Source organism: Nocardia sp. NPDC051463, assembly GCF_040681975.1.
In the GTDB taxonomy this organism is placed as follows: Bacteria; Actinomycetota; Actinomycetes; order Mycobacteriales; family Mycobacteriaceae; genus Nocardia.
On sequence record NZ_JBFBAB010000001.1, the window covers coordinates 1075345 to 1092626 of the forward strand.

Consider the following 17282-nt stretch of genomic DNA (forward strand, 5'->3'; position numbering starts at 1 on the left):
CGATCATGCAGGTTCCTGGGATTCCGCGGCGGGACTGACGGGCGGGATCACGTCCCGTGCGCCCGGCGAGTTGCGCACCGCCAAGATTCGCTGGAACACGGTCACGATGCTGAGCACCGCGAGAATCCACATCGCCACGTGCACGGCCCAGGTCAGCCATTCGATGCCCCAGTAACCGCCGATACCGGTGAGTCCGGCACCGACCAGCACGATGATCAGCCGATCCGGCCGCTCGATGAGCCCGCCGTCCGCGGAAAGCCCGCTCGCCTCGGCGCGCGCCTTCGCATACGAGATCACCTGCGAGGTCACCAGCACCACCAGCGTCACCACGAACAGCGGCTTACTGTTCTCGTGGTACACCGCCCACCAGGCCAGGCCGGCGAAGATCGCACCGTCGGCCACCCGATCGCACGTGGCGTCCAGTACCGCACCGTATCTCGTGCCGCCGCCGCGCGCACGAGCCATGGCGCCGTCGAGCATGTCGAACATGACGAACAGCCAGATCACCATGGTTCCCCAGAACAGATGTCCGCTCGGGAACAGGGTGACCGCGGCCGCGATCGAGGCGACCGTGCCGATCACGGTCACCGCGTCGGGCGTGAGCCCGGTCTTCACAAGCGCCTTACCCAGCGGCGCGGTCGCTTTGGAGAACGTCTCGCGGCCGAAGAAGCTCAGCACTTACTCGACCTCTTTCCACGCTTCGGCGAGCAGGGCCCAGGTATCGCGCAGCAACTGGGGCATCACCTTCACCCCGCCGACAATGGTGATGAAATTGGCGTCACCACCCCAGCGCGGCACGATGTGCAAGTGCAGATGGTCGGCAAGCGAACCGCCCGCCACGCCACCGAGATTCAGGCCGACATTGAAACCGTGGGGCCGCGATACCTGCTTCATCACGCGGATCGCCTGCTGGGTGAACGCCATGAGTTCGGCGCTCTCCGCGGACGTGAGGTCCTCGAGGTCGGCCACCTTGCGGTAGGGCACCACCATCATGTGCCCGGGGTTGTACGGATACAGATTGAGCACCGCGTAGACCACTTCACCGCGTGCGATGACAAGGCCGTCCTCGTCCGACATCTTCGGGATATCGGTAAACGGATGTCCGGTAGCGTCTTTGGGGGTCGTCGCGGCCGCCTCCGCGATGTAGGACATCCGATACGGCGTCCAAATCCGCTGCAACCGGTCCGGCTCGCCGGCCCCGGTGTCCACGATGCTCCCCTGCTCGGTCGGTTCGGCGAGTCCATCCGGCACCGTACGCTCGCTCATGCCGGTTCCTTCTCCGTCAGTACCTCGAAGCCCTCGGCAGTCGGTGAAGCGTTCTCCCGGTTGGCGATCCACGCCACGATGGTGGCCACCGCGTCGGCGACCGGCACCCCGTTGACCTGGGTGCCGTCGCGGAATCGGAAGCTCACCGCGCCCGCGGTCACATCGCGCTCGCCCGCCAGCAGCATGAATGGAATCTTCTGCGCGGTGTTGTTGAAGATCTTCTTCTGCATGCGGTCATCGCTGCGGTCGACTTGTGCACGGATACCGGCGTCCTGTAGTTGCTCGATCACTCGATCCAGGTGCGGCGCAAAGGCTTCCGCCACCGGGATACCGACAACCTGCACCGGCGACAGCCAGGCTGGGAAAGCGCCTGCGTAATGCTCGGTGAGGACACCGAAGAAGCGCTCGATCGAGCCGAACAACGCGCGGTGGATCATCACCGGCCGCTGCTTGGTCCCATCCGAGGCGGTGTATTCGAGGTTGAACCGCTCCGGCAGGTTGAAGTCGAGCTGGATGGTCGACATCTGCCAGGTGCGCCCGAGCGCGTCCTTGGCCTGCACCGAGATCTTGGGCCCGTAGAAGGCGGCGCCGCCGGGATCGGGCACCAGATCCAGCCCGGAGGCCGAGGCCACCTTGGACAGGGTTTCGGTCGCCTCTTCCCAGATCTCTTCGGAGCCGACGAACTTCTTCGGATCCTTGGTCGAGAGCTCCAGGTAGAAGTCGTCGAGGCCGTAGTCCTTCAACAGGTCCAGCACGAATCGCAGGGTGTCGGTCAGCTCGGCGTGCATCTGCTCTTTGGTGCAGTAGATGTGCGCATCGTCCTGGGTCATGCCGCGGACCCTGGTGAGGCCGTGCACGACACCGGACTTCTCGTAGCGGTACACCGAACCGAATTCGAACAGCCGCAGCGGCAGTTCGCGGTACGAGCGGCCGCGGGCTCGGAAGATCAGGTTGTGCATCGGGCAGTTCATCGGCTTGACGTAGTAGTCCTGGCCGGGCTTGCGGACGGTGCCGTCTTCGTTGTACTCGGCGTCCAGATGCATGGCCGGGAACATGCCGTCGCGGTACCAGTCGAGGTGTCCGGAGACCTCGAACAGATGGCCCTTGGTGATGTGCGGGGTGTTGACGAATTCGTAGCCCGCGGCCACGTGACGACGGCGCGAGTATTCCTCGAGCTCCTTGCGGATGATGCCGCCCTTGGGGTGGAACACCGGCAGGCCGGAGCCGAGTTCGTCGGGGAAGCTGAACAGGTCCAGCTCCAGACCGAGCTTGCGGTGGTCACGGCGCTCCGCCTCGGCGAGCAGGTGCATGTGCTCGTCGAGGGCTTCCTGCGACTCCCATGCGGTGCCGTAGATGCGCTGCAGGTCCTCGCGGCTCTGATCGCCGCGCCAATAAGCAGCGGAACTGCGGGTCAGCTTGAACGCGGGGATGAACTTGGTGGTCGGGATGTGCGGGCCGCGGCACAGATCGCCCCACACTTTCTCGCCGGTGCGCGGATCGAGGTTGTCGTAGATGGTCAGCTCTTTGCCGCCGACTTCCATGACCTCCGGATCGTCGATGCCCGATTTGTCGCTGATCAGCTCGAGTTTGAACGGCTCCTCGGCCAGCTCGACGCGCGCCTCATCGATCTCGACCACGCGACGTGAAAAGCGTTGCGCGCCTTTTACGATCTTCTTCATCCTGGATTCCAGCTTGGCCAGATCCTCGGGGGTGAACGGCTTGTCGACCTGGAAGTCGTAGTAGAAGCCGTCCTTGATGAAGGGGCCGATACCGAGCTTGGCGCCGGGGAATTCCTGCTGCACCGCCTGCGCGAGCACGTGCGCGGCGGAATGCCGGATGACGTTGCGGCCGTCCTCGGTATCGGCAGCGACCGGCTCCACCTCGACGTCGGTGTCCGGAATCCAGGACAGATCCTTGAGGCCCTCGGCGTCACGGACGACGACGATCGTGTCGGGACCCTTGGTCGGCAGGCCCGCTTCGCGCACCGCGGCGCCCGCCGTCGTCCCGGCCGGCACCCGGACGAGGGCGACAGGACTGATAGGGGCTGAGGTGGTCACGGCAGCGGACTCCTTGGCGTTTTGGTGGGCGGGCTTGTTCCCGCGCTTCATCGGCCGGACACAAATTTGCTCCGGCGCGACCATGCTAGCTAGCCCGACTCTCGACGTCTTCCGCCGGTCGTTGGGCGCGTCAATACTCGCATTGCGGGCCGACGATCGCGTAGTTGGCCGAATCGTCGGCTCCCCGTCTCCCCGTAGCTCTTGTCGAACATCAGCACACCGACCACGAGCCTGCGGTCGCGTACCCATCGGCGTCTGGACGGGGCCGGGCGAAGACCAAGGAACCCCCGTGTCATCTTCGCGAAGGGGACACGTGTCAGCTCTCCGCGGCCAGCTTCTCCAGGAGGGCTTTGCGCTCGACAGCGGGGCGTTTGGGGCAGCTGGTGCACATTTCGCAGCCGGGCACCTCGAAGACCAGGCAGCAGGAGATGCGACGCACGAAGGTCCGCCCGCCGATCTGGACGAAGCGGGGTGTCGGCAGCTTGTCACCGATCTCGGCGGCCAGACGCGTGCCTGCGGCGGGCACACCGGCGTCCAGTGCCCGGTTGCCGATCGCGTCGGCCGCGATCGCCCAAAGCGACGGCACGCCCGCGCCCGACGCCTCGGCGACCGGAGCGATCACGGCGGCCAGGGTGTCCCGCAGCGCCGTGCCACATTCGACAGTGCCGTCGCCGGGAACGGCGACCGTGATGTGCTCGACCCCACCATCGGGTCGGACCTCGCACGCGATCCGGTCCAGTACCGGCGCAGGCGGTGTTTCCTCGCGCGCGTATGCGCGCGCGACCTGCTCGACCAGCGCGGAGGACACCATGCACCACCACAGGGTGCCCGCGATGCGCAGCGAGGTGGTGCCCCAGGACCGGCCCATCTCCGCGATTCGCGCGGTAAGCCAGTCCGGTTGGGTGAGTGTCCGCCCGGGAACGGTGTTCACCGAGTGAGGGGACTGTGCAACCACTGCCATTCGACTCCGATCCAGCCGCCGACCAACCCGAATGTTCCCAATATCCATAGTGTCGCGACGACCAGCGCAAAGGTAGCCGCCGCCGCGAACACCCGCACTGCCATGCCGCGGCTGGAGTACCAGGCCATACCCTGCCGGTACTTGCCGCGCAGCCAACCCAGCGCCCGGCGCGCCCACGCGAATTCGGTGGCCAGGATGCCGAGGCCGGCGAAAACGATCGCCCAGCCGGGACCGGGATAAGGAATTGCCAAGATCCCGAGCACCAGCACCGCGACGCCGATCACCGCGACCGCGATCCGGTAGGCCAGATTCAGAGTAGGTCGCCTGGCCAGTCCGTCGCGGAAGGCGCGCCATCGGGTTGGTTCGGCCGTCGAATGCGGTGCGAGCTCGGTGGTCACCCCTGCCAGCCTACGGGCGATCCGGCGATGGCCGATTCGGCTCCAGCACCGGTCACCCGCCCTGGCCAGGCCCAGGGCGGGTTCGAGATGTTCGATAACTCAGACCAGCGCGGGTGTGCTGCGCTGCCCGACGTCATCGATCTCGACGAGTCCGTCGATGGTGATCCCGATGACGCGCGCGCTGGCGATGTCGAAGAACAGCCCCGAGACCGTCACACCGCGCTGGGCGATGGCCGCCTGTACCGCCGGATGCCGGTGCAGAGTCTCCAACTGCACCGCCACATTCACCATGCTGAGCTGGTCGACGGCACCGAACCCGGCCGCCTCGGCGGCCGCCGCGACCGGATGCCCGAGGTGAAAGCGTTCGAGGCTCGGGTCCGCGTGCGCCAGCCAGGGTCCGATCCCGGGGCCGGTATCGATTCCGGAATACAACGCTTTCATCGCACCGCACGAGGAGTGGCCGCAGACCACGACAGAGCGCACATCGAGCTCTTGCAGCGCGAAGATCAACGCCGCCTCTACCGACGCGTCTCCGGATACCGGCACCAGGTTGCCCACATTGCGGACGGTGAACATGTCGCCGGGACCGCTGCTGGTGATGATGTTGGGCACGATCCGCGAGTCCGAGCAGGTGAGGAAGAACGAGTGCGGATCCTGTGAATCGTGCAGGTCGTCCAGGTGCGGGCGCACCACATGTGCGTGGCCACGGTGGTATGCGGCGACGCCCGAGGTGACCGAATCGATGTTCTTGTCGTCGCTACGCCATGGACCGAGGATCTCGTCCATGACCGCCCGACCGAACCCGCGCGCGGGCGGCCCCGCCGTGACCGTGGCCATGCGCGCGCTACCGATCTCCACGAATTCGACAGTGCCGCCGCTGCTTTCCTGCTGGCGCACCCATTCCTCGATGGCTTCGAAAGCAGCGTGATCGAGGAAGTCAACGGTCATCTCGACGGTGACGTCGGCACCGCCGGGCACCTTCGCCAACTCCGTGGACAGCTTCGGCAAAGCCAGGAAGGTGCAGGAACCGTCGATGGTGACCAGCCACCGCTGCGAACCCGGGACCTGCATAGCGCCGACGGCCACTCGCACCACGCGCCACAGCAGCAGGCCGAAGGCCAGCGCCAGACCGATGATCACGCCTTCCAGCAGGTTCAGGAACACGACCGCGACCACGGTGACCGCGTAGACCAGCAGATCACCAGTGCGACGGGCGAGCTTGATGTGAGCCAACTTCACGAGTTGGACGCCGATCACGATCAGCAGACCCGCCAGCGCAGCCTTCGGAATCTGCTGCACGAGTCCGGCCAGCGCGACCGAGAACAGCAGAATCCAGAAGCCGTGCAGCACCGCGGAGGCCCGGCTGCGCGCGCCCGCCTGTGCATTGGTGGCACTGCGGACGATCACGCCGGTGACCGGCAGGCCGCCGAGCAGACCGGAGACCATGTTCGCAGAGCCCTGGCCGATGAGTTCACGGTCGAAATTGGTTCGCTGACCGGTGTGCATCTTGTCGACGGCCACGGCCGAAAGCAGGCTCTCGACGCTGGCGATGAGTGCGACGGTCAGCACCATGATCGCCACCGCGGACCAATCACCGCGCGGCAGGCTCGGCAGCTCGATCGCATCGAACAGTGAGCCGCTCAACACAATTCGCTCGGCACCCGTGGGCAACACCAAGGAAAGGACGGTACCTACGAACACCGCCACCAGCGGCCCGGGAACGGCACGCATCCGAGCGGGAACATAACGCCATCCGAGCATGATCGCGATGACCACCGCGCCGATGAAGGCACCGCCGCCGTGCAGGTTCATCAGCTGACCGGGCAGCTCCACGATGTTCTTCCACGCCGAGCTGTGGGAGGAACCGCCGAGCAGCACATGGACCTGCTGCAGCGCGATCGTGATACCGATGCCGGCAAGCATCGCGTGCACCACGACGGGCGCCACGGCGAGCGCCGCACGCGCGATACGACTGAGTCCGAACAGGATCTGCAACAGACCTGCCGCGACCACAATGAAACAGGTGACACGCCAACCGAATTCACTGATGGACTCGGCGACGACCACGGTGAGACCGGCGGCGGGGCCACTCACCTGGAGCACGGACCCGCCGACTGTGCCTGCGACGATGCCGCCGACAACGGCGGCGATGAGCCCGGCCGCCACCGGAGCGCCGGAGGCGAGGGCAATGCCGAGCGACAGCGGCAGGGCGACCAGAAATACAACGATCGACGCGGGCACATCGTGGCGTAGGACAGACGCCAAGCGGCCGGATCGCGATCCAGAATCATCCCCCGATTCACCGGGCGGTGACAGTGACGTGGCTACATCGTTCTCGACAGCCATTTGAACTCTCCTTCGCCGAACTCGGCAGATGCCGAGGTCGGTTGACGATCAACATGTCCAGCAGGGCACAAGACCGCGAACCGGCATCTCGCGGTGAAGCAGTTCCCGACCCGACAACGGATCGAGATGTAAATCCCAACAAGGGTATTGGTAAAGACTTAGCAAAGCCTGAGAATGCGGCCCTACGGTGCCCAACTCGATACGCTGACCACGCCGTGACGTTCAGCACACTCGCCCTGCCGGCCCGAAATGGTCGGCCGATACCGCCACCGCTACACAGGCTCCGCGGCGACCCGGCTGCCCGCATCGTCGAACTCGGCGATCCCGCCGACAGTGACCTCGATGACGCGCGCCGTGGCTATATCGAAGAACAACCCCGACACCGCGACACCGCGTTCCTCGATCCCAGAACGCACCGCAGGGTGCGCGTACAGCCGCTCCAATTGCAGCGCGACATTCACCATGCCGAGCTGATCCACCTCACCGAAACCGGCGAAGGCCGCGGCGTCGGCCACCGGATGCCCGAGACGGAACCGGTCCAGGCTCGGCCGCGCATGTGCGAGCCAATCGCCCAGCCCTGGCCCGGTCTGCACCTCGCGGTGCAGCGCCTCCATCGCACCGCAGCCGGAATGCCCACACACCACCACGGCACGTACGTCCAGCTTCTCCAGCGCGTAGATCAGTGCCGCCTCCACCGAGACATCACTGCCGCCTGCCGGGACCAGATTACCGACATTCCGGACAGTGAACAGGTCACCGGGACCACTGTTGGTGATGACATTCGGCACGATACGAGCATCGGCGCAGGTCAGAAAGAAGGAATCGGCTTCGGGACGGTTACGCAGTCCATCCAGGTGCGGGCGCATGAGATGGGCGTGGCCACGATGGTAGGCCGCGATGCCCGCGGCGATGGGATCCTCCCGGTTGCCGGTGCGCCGCCACGGCCCGATCGCCTCGTCGATGACCTGCCTGGAGCGGCCGCGTTCCGGCGGGCCTGCTTGTGCCCTTGCCATCCGCGCGCTCCCGATCTCGACGAATTCGACTATCCCGCATTCGGATTCACGCTTGGCCGCCCAGTCGGCGATCAGCTGACAGGAGGCGTGATCGAGGAAGTCGACGGTCATCTCGATGGTGACCTCGGCGCCTGCGGGCACCTTGGCCAGTTCGGCGGTGAGTTTCGGGAGCGCGAGGAAGGTGCAGGTGCCGTCGATGGTCACCACCCAGCGCCGGCTCCCGGCCACGGGTTCGGCGATGATCGTCACCCGGACCACCCGCCACAACAACAGCGCGAACGACAGCAGCAGGCCGATCACCATGCCCTGCAACAGATTCAGGAACACCACGCCGAGCACAGTCGCCACATAGACATACAGCTCGCCGGTGCGACGGGCCAGCCGGATGTGCGCCAGTTTCACCAGTTGCACGCCGATCAGGATGAGCAGCCCGGCAAGTGCCGCCTTGGGGATCTGCTGGACAAGCCCCGCCAGCGCTACCGCGAAGAGCAGGATCCAGACACCGTGCAGCACAGTCGCGGCCCTGGTCTGCGCCCCCGCATGGGCATTGGTGATGCTGCGGACGATCACCGCGGCAATGGGCAACCCCCCGAGCAGACCGGACACCATGTTCGCCGAACCCTGTCCGATGAGTTCACGATCGAAGTTCGTCGGCTTGTCCGGACGCGACTTGTCCACCGCGACGGCCGACAATAGGCTCTCCACGCTGGCGATCAGCGCGATCGTCACCATTGTCATCGCGATGGCCGACCAGCTGCCGGACGGAATCGCCGGCAAGCCGATCGAATCGAGCAGCGACCCGTTCAACACGACGCGCTCGACATGCGTCGGCAGCACCAGCGACAGGACCGTTGCGACGACAACCGCGACCAGCGGGCCCGGCACCACACCCATCGGTCGCGGCACGAACTTCCACGCGATGAGAATCGCGATCACGACCACACCGATGGCCAGGTCTCCACGATGTACCGACATCAACTGTTGCGGCAGGGCCGCAAGGCTGGCAAACGACGAACTCAGCGAGTTGCCGCCGAGTAGTACATGTACCTGCTGCAACGCGATGATCACGCCGATGCCCGCCAGCATCGCGTGCACCACTACCGGCGCGATCGCCAGCGCACCGCGCGCGACCCGGCTCACCCCGAACACGATCTGCAGCATCCCCGCGCCCACGGTGATGAAACAGGTAGCCGCCCAGCCGAATTGGTGCACGCTCTCGGCGACGACAACGGTGAGACTCGCGGTCGGCCCGCTCACCTGCACCGCCGAGCCGCCGAGCAGCCCGGCAACAACACCGCCGACGACGGCAGCGATGAGGCCCGCGGCGACGGGTGCGCCGGAAGCCACCGCGATACCCAGCGAAAGCGGTAGTGCGACAAGGAAAACCACGACCGAAGCAGGCAAATCGTGGCGGCCGATGACGGCGAGACGATCGGGCAGACCTGCGCAGAACGGCGACGTCCGTGGTGCGGGATCGGTGTCGGTGGACATAATTCTCCTTCGCCGAATCGGCGGGGAGCCGATCCGGTTCATCGGTCGAACATGTACTGGCATCGAAAGCGAGCGGCGGGCGAAGCTGTTGCTTCGTGGACCAGCGACCCGATGACGCGAAGATCAGGCAAATAGTAAAGACTTCGCAAAGCGTATGGAAAGCTTTTGGGGACAAACGTTGCCAACTGCTATCAAACTGTGACATTAGTCACAGTGCATTAATCCGGGCTCACCGCGGACGCGACATGGAGACGGCCCGCAGGCCAGGTCGAACGCGCCGGAGCCGATCAACCCGGTTCAGCCCGCTTCGATAGCGGCTTGTCCGGGTTTGCCACGCGAGTTGAGGGCGAACGCCGACATCCGGAACCGACGATGTCGACTGGCGCGGCAGGATGCGGTCGTCGTGGCGCTCGGCGGGCGCGACGCGACCTCCGCGCCCCCCAACGGCCTGGGCATCATCGCCGCGACTGCCCGGACGGCTGGAACGAGACGGCTGATCGCCAGCTCCTCGGCGGGCCCGTCCACCGACCACATGCCGTTCTACCAGCGCCAGGTCACCCGGCTTGCGACAACGCGCATCAAACGGCGGATTCCACGCCGACCCGACCCGAATGGAAGCAGCATGGCCGACCGAGGGCTCGATTGGACGCTCGTGCGCGTGCCGATACCGACGGACCGCGAGTCGACGTCCACCTACCGGCCATCGATCGGCGGCCATCTCGGGCAGGCGGCCACCGTGGCGCGGGCGACTTCGCGGACTGGGCGGTACGGAACCCGGCAGGACCCACAGTCGCCGACAGCGGGTCGAGATTGCCGGATAAAACCGGAACACCGTCCGATGCGGAAGACGCCCGATGCACACGACGCATCGGGTGGTCATAACATCAAATCTCTATCGTTAGCCGAAAATTGGGCACCTATTAGCCATATTTCCCAGTGTCGAGAAGTAACGACATATGCGCTCGACCGGCTTGCCTATACGATTCGACGGCTTGTGCTGCCGGAATCCGATCCGGCCGATGTTAGCTAGTGAGGTCTGCAATGAAGCGGAGCGATGAATTCGCCGGTGTCGCGCCCACGGGGTCTCGGACCCGAATGGCAGATCTGCCATTGCGAAGAGAATTGTTGAATAGAACATCGTATCATGCGCCGCAGCCTTCCGTTTCCGTACGCATGAATACCAATGAAAGCCCTTTCCCGCCGACATCGCGGGTTTCCGAGGACATTTCGGCTTCGCTACATGAGGCGGTTGCGTCGCTACATCGCTATCCCGACAGGGACGCGATCGAATTGCGAACGGACCTGGCCGAGTATATTTCTCGACAGACCGGAGTCGCTGTTGATTTCGCCAACATATGGGCGGCCAACGGATCGCTCGAGATATTACAACAGGTGATGCAGGTATTCGGCGGCTCCGAGCGCAGCGCATTGAGTTTCGTGCCGAGTTACTCCATGTACGCGAGCATCGCAGCCACCACGGAAGTCGAATGGCTGGAAATTTCTCGCGATGCCGATTTCTCCCTCGACACAGACAAGGCACTCGCGGCAATTCTCGAACAGACGCCTGACATCGTGTTCTTGACAAATCCACACAACCCCACCGGGCAAAGCATGGCGATCGCCGACTTGCAGCGGATTCTCGAGGCCGCGCCGGGCATCGTGATCGTGGACGAGGCATACGGCGAGTTCTCCTCAGTACCCAGCGCGATCGGCCTGATCGACAGGTTCCCCACACGCCTGATGGTGACCCGAACCCTGAGCAAAGCGTTCGGCTTCGCAGGCGGACGCCTCGGATACCTCGTCGCCGCCCCGGCGGCCATCGACGCACTGAAAGTGGTGAGCCTGCCCTATCACCTCTCGGCACTGACCCAAGCCGCAGCGCGGGCGGTCTTGCGCCACTCCGACGAGATACTCGGACACGTTGCGGAATTGACGAAGGAGCGAGACCGCATTACCCGCCTGCTGCGCCACCACCGATTCGATGTGATGGAAAGTGCGGCCAACTTTCTCCTGTTCGGCCGCTTCCCGGACGCGGCCGTGGCCTGGCAGTACTATCTCGACCAAGGTGTCCTGATCCGCGATATCGGCATACCTCACTACCTGCGTATGAGCATCGGTGATGTCGCCGAGAACGACAGATTCATCGAGATCACCCAGCGTCTGACACCCATGGGCCCGTAGCCGCTTGGTTCAGCAGCCCGAAGCGGCAGGCCCTCGGCAGCCGGGCGGGACGGCCGGGCGGGACAGCCGGACAACCCCGACGATCCGCTCGACCACGCGCAGATCGCGGCGCACGCCGTCCTCGCACCCAGCACAATTCGCTGACGTCTCTTGTGTCCGACTCGGCGAGCCGGACAACACCGAGGATGGCGTTCAGCGCTGGAAACGCGCCGGCGCATCGACGCGGTGAAAGACCGACGGCGGTACCCACACAAGAGGGGCCGACAATCTGTCAGGATTGTTCGGTGCCGCTGTGGCGCATACCTGATACGCGAAGGAGGAGGATCATGGCAAGCCAAGAGTCTTACCCTCAGTATCATCGCGGAACCGCATACAGGCCTGGGGACAGGGTTAGTAACCAGGGCACAAACTTCGAAGTAAAGCCGTTCCCGGAGGGCAGTCGGGCTTGCCAATCTCCACCACATTACGAGCCAGGCGTCGGCACTCATTGGCAAGACGCATGGACCCAGGTGTAGGACGAACCAGAATCAACATTCCGGTCGACTACTACGGCCACGGATCGTGAATCAGACGAAATCGTGTCGTGCTCCCGGGGCGCGGTCGCAGGAATTCGCGGCCCGGGACTTCACCGCGGTTATCGCAGTCACGGGCGATCTGGTCTGTACGCAGCACCAGCAGACCCTTGGCGTATGCCATGGCGTCGAGTGCGCTGCGTCGCCGACCATGGCGGTCACAAGGAGCGCCGTCGGACAGCACCTCGTACCTACTCGCGGGCGCCCCCAGCCGAGCAGCTCATACATGGCCAGCCCTTTCGGTCGCTCACGGTGTCGATCTTGTCCGTTCGATTCGGTCGCTGCGCTCGGGACGCCCGCCGTCGGTCATTCGTCACCCTCTCGGATGAGCTCGTGCAGTTCGACAGCAGCACGACCGGCCGCAGCGGGGTCTGGGTTGTTCATGGCTTCCTCGACGAGGTGATGCCTGCGCGCTCTGCTGCGATGCTCCAGCAGCTCCCGTAACAGCGCCGCCAAGGTGGGCTGGTAGGCATCGTCGTAGTAGACCGGGAAGGTATTCGATGGCAACGGTCGGTCGTCGTCCTCGGCATCCCAGTCGTATTCGGCGTCGTACAGCCATTGCCGTAGTTGCTCGTCGGTCGGACGTTCCGTCGTCACGAGATCACCTCTTCCCAGTATCCGATCACCGTTCGATCCTCACGTCTCGTCATGCATCGTGCGTAGCGCGTCCGGATCCCACATCACCGTGAACGGTCTATCGAACTCGCAGCTTCGACGAATCGGCCACGCCAGAGCTCGTTGCGGCCCGCCGTGACCCGTTCGATATCCTGCGATATGCGGCCGCACTCGGTGAAACGATTGCCGTCGCCGCCGAACGACGATTCGCCTGGATCGAGCTCGAGCCGTCCGCGTCGTCAAGCCAAAGCCCAACGCTCACAGGGTGATTCGCGACATCGCGGGCAGATCGGGGCCCGCCGCGATGATCAGCAACAAGAGTGCCTGCTGCCGTACACCGCGCCTGACAGCGCAGCAAACCTACGGGCACGTCGATGGCCGTTCGGCCTTGCGGACAGCGCGCTCCCGGTGTGCTGTCGCCGCAGTGATGGTTCTGCTTCAATAGACTCATGTGTAGGTGGATGGCCTACTCCGGTGAGCCGATCCTTGCCGAGGATCTGCTGTTCCGTCCGGCGCATTCGCTGATCGTCCAGAGTCTGCACTCCCATCTCGGGGACACGACTACGAATGGCGATGGTTTCGGTGTCGGCTGGTACGGCGAGGGCCGCGAACCGGCGGTATATAAGAGCACCGAACCAGCCTGGAACGATCGGAATCTCCGCGAGATCACCAGTCAGGTGCGAGCGCCGCTGCTGTTCGCACATGTGCGGGCCTCGACCGGCACACCGGTGCAGCGCAGCAACTGCCACCCGTTCCGGCACGGGCATTGGTTGTGGATGCACAACGGTCTCCTCCACGGCTTTCAAGAGATCAAGCGCGACCTGCTGATGGCTGTCGCCCCTCCCCTGTTCCCCGACATCGAAGGTTCGACGGACTCGGAAGCCTTGTTCTTCCTCGCACTGACGTTCGGTCTCGAAGAAGATCCGTTCATCGGTGTTGCCCGTGCGGTCGGCTTCGTCGAAGAGGTCGGCCACACCTACGGGATCGACAATCCCGTACAGATGACTGTCGCGACCAGCGACGGCGAATCCTTCTGGATCTTCCGCTACTCCAGCGAGCGGCGGACGAGGTCGCTGTTCTACTCCAGCGAGATCTCGCAGCTGCGTGCTCTGCATCCCGAAGTACGCGTTCTGCGCCACCTGGGCGAGCAGACCCGCTTCGTCGTCTCCGAGCCGCTGCTTCGCGACCTGGCAGGCGCGTGGAACGAAGTGCCGGAATCATCGGCAAGGCTGGTCCGAGCCGGCGCTGACGAGATCCGGCCCTTCCAGCCGATCTCACCGACCTGAGTTCGAACAGCGCCGATTGTGGAGCGCGCTCGTCGGGTGCGGAGCTGGTGCGCCGTAGGTTGGCTGTGCAACTCCGCGGCATCCGGCCATAGGCTACAGATTTGGCGACAGTACCCAGCCAAAGGGCTTGGATCGAGCAGCCCCGAGCGACCGATCACAGCCATCCGGAACTAGTGCCTAGCCCCCGATCCGAGCTTCGAACGTCCGCTCATGCCGATTTCCGGACAACTGGCCGAATCCCGCACTATCCGCGGAAGACGGGCATTCCTTCGCCGATTTCCCAGTGGCAGTGAAGGGGTACGACCAGTTCTCAGCGATTCAGGCTCGTGGGGCCCAGCCCGTTCCCGGAGTTGGGCTGGGCCCTGCCGAGAACCTTTGGGCAGCACTCACCTGATGATTGGCGACGCTCGGCATTGGCGCGGGGACTCTCGTCGGCCGCCTTGCCGCGTGCTGTTCGATGGACACCGCCCACGCCCGAGCCCCCAATGCCGGGAGCCCGAGGAGGAGAAGCCCCATGAGTGTCACAGACCAATATTCACCCGTGAAGCCATCCAGTGTCGACATCGAGACGTCGATCGCCAAGTTATAAACCATCAGGAAAAGCATGAAATAGTAAACAATTCGAAGGACGCGTGCCGACATACTCTTGAACTGGTAGGCCAGCAGCACGCGGCGCATCAGGGAGTATCGATCCTCTGGCCTGCGGGACGGCTTCACAGACCGATCGATCAGAGCCGTCGCTTCCCCGAGCCACGATTGGGCGGTTTCACGTGCCGATTGCATCTCATCAGGGCCCATACCGAGTTCCCGCTGCGCCTTCCACCACTCGGTAGCAAAAGCGACCTTCCGTGCCGCGTCATCGTAAGCGCGCGTGTACTGCCCCCGCTCGGATCGGCGCTCGTATAGATCTCTCAAGACAATGCCGAATGCGCCTAGTAGTGCGGTGACTACAGGGACCAGCAGCGCGACTGCGATCTCGCCAGCTTTCATGTCGACCTCCGAGCACGATCCTGCCCACCAGAACCAACCCATCCCACTCCACTCTGAACCCCGGTCGGCCCGGTGTTACAGGTGGGACCATCCGAGCCTGGCGCAGGCGACTACGGGTGTCTCGGGTAGCCGACTACTCGACCTTCACAACATGTGCATTCCAGCTACGACCCAACAAGCGCGCAACAGCCGATACGGCGCCGCACTCTCGCCGGGCGCCACCCACCACGCCGTTTGTGCCGAGATCACCTCACCACCCACGCTCGAGGAGGTCGAGCAGGTGCTCGATTTGTTGCAGATGCCGGGGCTCCGCTACCGGGTGAGGTCGGCTGGATCGTGGTCCGTCGACTACGCGACCTGGAATACCTGGCAGACCACCCGGCGCGGGCCGCTGACCTACCGCTGAGCATGACAGCTCAGCGGATTTAGTCGGTGTGGGTTGCATTGCCCGCGGCGCGGACTCGGTGTTCGCTGAGGCCGTTCTCGATGCCGGCGGGCAGCTGGAGGTCGTGTTGCCATCGCGGAACTACCGGGAGCGGAAGGTCAAGCCAGACCACGTCGAGTTGTTCGACGATCTGCTTGCCCGCGCAACGTCCGTCCGCGTAATGGACTTCGAGGACACAGGCAGGGAAGCGTACGAAGCGGCGAACGAGGCCATGCTCACTTCCTGTGACCGCCTGGTGGCAGTGCGGGATGGCGGAGTCGGGGAGAAAGGCGGCACAGGAACCGTCGTCGAGCTGGCACGCGTCCAGAACATGCCGGTCGATATCGTGTGGCCTGAAGGCGCCGGACGTGCCTAACGTTCCCTCCGTATCGGTCGTCAACGTCGGGTAGTGGGTGCCGGTCTGCCGACGGCCTCAGTAGCGGTCATCGATCTCAGGCGGCAGTCATACACTGATCCACACTGATCAAGGCGTTTTGGCGCGGTCTGCGGCAGGCACAAAAAAAGCCCCTTGATCAGGTTCCTGACCTGTTCAAGGGGCTTTCCAGCGGTGGTCCCAGCTGGTTTCGAACCAGCGACCTTCCGCGTGTGAGGCGGACGCTCTCCCGCTGAGCTATGGGACCGAACTTTGCCGTCCGGTTGACTCTGCAGTGTCATCCGAACGAGGAGGAACATTAGCACGCACCACCCGGCGTCCACCAAATCGCCACCCGGATGTCGCGGAATGCCATGCCGTAGCGGTGTATTGGATGCTCCGGCGGTCAGGGGCGAATGTGTCGAGATGGGTTGTCCCGACAGGGGTGGCCGAGTCGCGGACGCGGCCGAGTTGCATTGCCGGAGTTGCTCGTCGAACCCATGGCACCCGATCGCATGTGCTGGACCCCTCCGGGCGACACCCGTGTCCGAATCGGGCGCAATGTGCAGCCCAACTCCAGGACCACCACCCGAACAACACCGGTGTGATTCGAATTCGACCCCTCCTACCAGCGGATTTGTACCTTTCCGCGAACGTCGTCTAATGTTTCATCTCGCACCACGGAGGACAGCAAGACGGCCCCCGAGATGCAAAAATGCGGATGTAGCGCAGCTGGTAGCGCATCACCTTGCCAAGGTGAGGGTCGCGGGTTCGAATCCCGTCATCCGCTCGAGAGGTAGGCCAGGCTTAAAATTTCTTTATGCCGTCCTCCTTTGCGCGGTGGAGTGGCCGAGTGGTGAGGCAACGGCCTGCAAAGCCGTGCACACGGGTTCGATTCCCGTCTCCACCTCGCGCGATTAGCTCAGCGGGAGAGCGCTTCCCTGACACGGAAGAGGTCACTGGTTCAATCCCAGTATCGCGCACCACCGTAATACCAGGTCAGCCCCGGTTTTCACCGGGGCTGATTTGTTTTGTGCCCATCGCGTGCCCAATCCCAGAGTCCTACTGGCGCTGTTGAGCTGTTGAATGCCGCGCAGCCGCGCCGGGCAGCCACCGCGCATCCGGAATCCGGCCACATCGACGCCCGCGCAGTATGGGTGTCCGCGATGGTCGCGCGATCGCGCAGGCCACACCGATTGTGTGAGTGATTCCTCCCATCCGCGGACGCTGACATTTCTTCAAGCCACATCGCACTGTCGCCGGGCAGAGTGGCGATCGCACCGATCGACCGACATCCGCGACTTCGCCG

Annotated in this window: 14 protein-coding genes and 4 tRNA genes; 8 read left to right on the forward strand and 10 right to left on the reverse strand. The window is 64.4% G+C overall.

The window, feature by feature from the left end; genetic code table 11:
• Positions 1–3 precede the first annotated feature (3 nt).
• The 7 genes from pgsA to AB0M74_RS04910 all read right to left on the reverse strand — a co-directional run bounded on the left by pgsA (position 4) and on the right by AB0M74_RS04910 (position 9532).
• Positions 4–678 (reverse strand): phosphatidylinositol phosphate synthase, encoded by a 675-nt coding sequence (gene pgsA, locus AB0M74_RS04880; protein WP_364901682.1) that lies wholly within the window; start codon positions 676–678, stop codon positions 4–6.
• Entirely contained in the window at positions 679–1266 is a 588-nt protein-coding gene (locus AB0M74_RS04885) for an HIT domain-containing protein (RefSeq protein ID WP_364901684.1), read from the reverse strand.
• Positions 1263–3323: a threonine--tRNA ligase gene (gene thrS, locus AB0M74_RS04890; protein WP_364901686.1), complete on the reverse strand. Its 2061-nt coding sequence runs from the start codon at positions 3321–3323 to the stop codon at positions 1263–1265. Before thrS ends, AB0M74_RS04885 begins: the two co-directional genes overlap by 4 nt.
• A gap of 316 nt (positions 3324–3639) precedes the next feature.
• Complete coding sequence (locus AB0M74_RS04895) at positions 3640–4254, reverse strand: (2Fe-2S)-binding protein (RefSeq protein WP_364901688.1); 615 nt, start codon at positions 4252–4254, stop codon at positions 3640–3642.
• Positions 4251–4682, reverse strand: coding sequence for a TIGR02611 family protein (locus AB0M74_RS04900; RefSeq protein WP_364901690.1), 432 nt, complete (start codon positions 4680–4682; stop codon positions 4251–4253). The genes AB0M74_RS04895 and AB0M74_RS04900 overlap by 4 nt, the downstream gene beginning before the upstream one ends.
• Before the next feature lie 99 nt (positions 4683–4781).
• Positions 4782–7028: a bifunctional SulP family inorganic anion transporter/carbonic anhydrase gene (locus tag AB0M74_RS04905; RefSeq protein ID WP_364901692.1), complete on the reverse strand. Its 2247-nt coding sequence runs from the start codon at positions 7026–7028 to the stop codon at positions 4782–4784.
• Positions 7029–7300: 272 nt separating this feature from the next.
• Complete coding sequence (locus AB0M74_RS04910; RefSeq protein ID WP_364901694.1) at positions 7301–9532, reverse strand: SulP family inorganic anion transporter; 2232 nt, start codon at positions 9530–9532, stop codon at positions 7301–7303.
• Between the two features lie 340 nt (positions 9533–9872).
• Here AB0M74_RS04910 and AB0M74_RS04915 point away from each other — a divergent pair, with 340 nt between their 5' ends.
• Positions 9873–10562, forward strand: coding sequence for an NAD(P)H-binding protein (locus AB0M74_RS04915; RefSeq protein ID WP_364901956.1), 690 nt, complete (start codon positions 9873–9875; stop codon positions 10560–10562).
• Between the two features lie 65 nt (positions 10563–10627).
• Positions 10628–11713 (forward strand): histidinol-phosphate transaminase, encoded by a 1086-nt coding sequence (locus tag AB0M74_RS04920; RefSeq protein ID WP_364901696.1) that lies wholly within the window; start codon positions 10628–10630, stop codon positions 11711–11713.
• A gap of 878 nt (positions 11714–12591) precedes the next feature.
• On the opposite strand, the gene AB0M74_RS04925 is transcribed toward AB0M74_RS04920, so the two are convergent.
• Positions 12592–12882 carry a hypothetical protein gene (locus tag AB0M74_RS04925; protein ID WP_364901698.1) on the reverse strand — a complete coding sequence of 97 codons (291 nt, stop codon included), beginning with the start codon at positions 12880–12882 and terminating at the stop codon, positions 12592–12594.
• A gap of 467 nt (positions 12883–13349) precedes the next feature.
• Between AB0M74_RS04925 and AB0M74_RS04930 the strand changes: the two genes are divergently transcribed.
• Positions 13350–14186, forward strand: a complete 837-nt coding sequence (locus tag AB0M74_RS04930; protein ID WP_364901700.1) for a class II glutamine amidotransferase — start codon at positions 13350–13352, stop codon at positions 14184–14186.
• 318 nt (positions 14187–14504) lie between these two features.
• On the opposite strand, the gene AB0M74_RS04935 is transcribed toward AB0M74_RS04930, so the two are convergent.
• The gene (locus tag AB0M74_RS04935) at positions 14505–15176 is read right to left on the reverse strand and encodes a hypothetical protein (RefSeq protein WP_364901702.1); all 672 of its coding nucleotides are present in this window, start codon (positions 15174–15176) and stop codon (positions 14505–14507) included.
• 151 nt (positions 15177–15327) lie between these two features.
• Here AB0M74_RS04935 and AB0M74_RS04940 point away from each other — a divergent pair, with 151 nt between their 5' ends.
• Positions 15328–15582: a hypothetical protein gene (locus tag AB0M74_RS04940; protein ID WP_364901704.1), complete on the forward strand. Its 255-nt coding sequence runs from the start codon at positions 15328–15330 to the stop codon at positions 15580–15582.
• A 58-nt stretch (positions 15583–15640) separates the two neighbouring features.
• On the forward strand, positions 15641–15976 hold the full coding sequence (locus AB0M74_RS04945; RefSeq protein ID WP_364901706.1) for a hypothetical protein: 336 nt from the start codon (positions 15641–15643) through the stop codon (positions 15974–15976).
• 193 nt (positions 15977–16169) lie between these two features.
• Here AB0M74_RS04945 and AB0M74_RS04950 read toward each other — a convergent pair.
• Positions 16170–16241, reverse strand: a tRNA-Val gene (locus AB0M74_RS04950).
• A 449-nt stretch (positions 16242–16690) separates the two neighbouring features.
• Here AB0M74_RS04950 and AB0M74_RS04955 point away from each other — a divergent pair.
• From AB0M74_RS04955 to AB0M74_RS04965, 3 genes are all read left to right on the forward strand, one after another.
• Positions 16691–16763, forward strand: a tRNA-Gly gene (locus AB0M74_RS04955).
• A 49-nt stretch (positions 16764–16812) separates the two neighbouring features.
• Positions 16813–16883, forward strand: a tRNA-Cys gene (locus tag AB0M74_RS04960).
• A gap of 1 nt (position 16884) precedes the next feature.
• Positions 16885–16959, forward strand: a tRNA-Val gene (locus tag AB0M74_RS04965).
• Positions 16960–17282 lie beyond the last annotated feature (323 nt).

What these genes read in the sequence shown, in the direction of transcription:
- AB0M74_RS04940 (WP_364901704.1), top strand. Translation starts at nt 15,328, where the DNA reads ATGTGCATTCCAGCTACGACCCAACAAGCGCGCAACAGCCGATACGGC.
- AB0M74_RS04910 (WP_364901694.1), bottom strand. Translation starts at nt 9,532, where the DNA reads ATGTCCACCGACACCGATCCCGCACCACGGACGTCGCCGTTCTGCGCA.
- AB0M74_RS04885 (WP_364901684.1), bottom strand. Translation starts at nt 1,266, where the DNA reads ATGAGCGAGCGTACGGTGCCGGATGGACTCGCCGAACCGACCGAGCAG.
- AB0M74_RS04920 (WP_364901696.1), top strand. Translation starts at nt 10,628, where the DNA reads ATGGCAGATCTGCCATTGCGAAGAGAATTGTTGAATAGAACATCGTAT.
- AB0M74_RS04905 (WP_364901692.1), bottom strand. Translation starts at nt 7,028, where the DNA reads ATGGCTGTCGAGAACGATGTAGCCACGTCACTGTCACCGCCCGGTGAA.
- AB0M74_RS04930 (WP_364901700.1), top strand. Translation starts at nt 13,350, where the DNA reads ATGTGTAGGTGGATGGCCTACTCCGGTGAGCCGATCCTTGCCGAGGAT.
- AB0M74_RS04935 (WP_364901702.1), bottom strand. Translation starts at nt 15,176, where the DNA reads ATGAAAGCTGGCGAGATCGCAGTCGCGCTGCTGGTCCCTGTAGTCACC.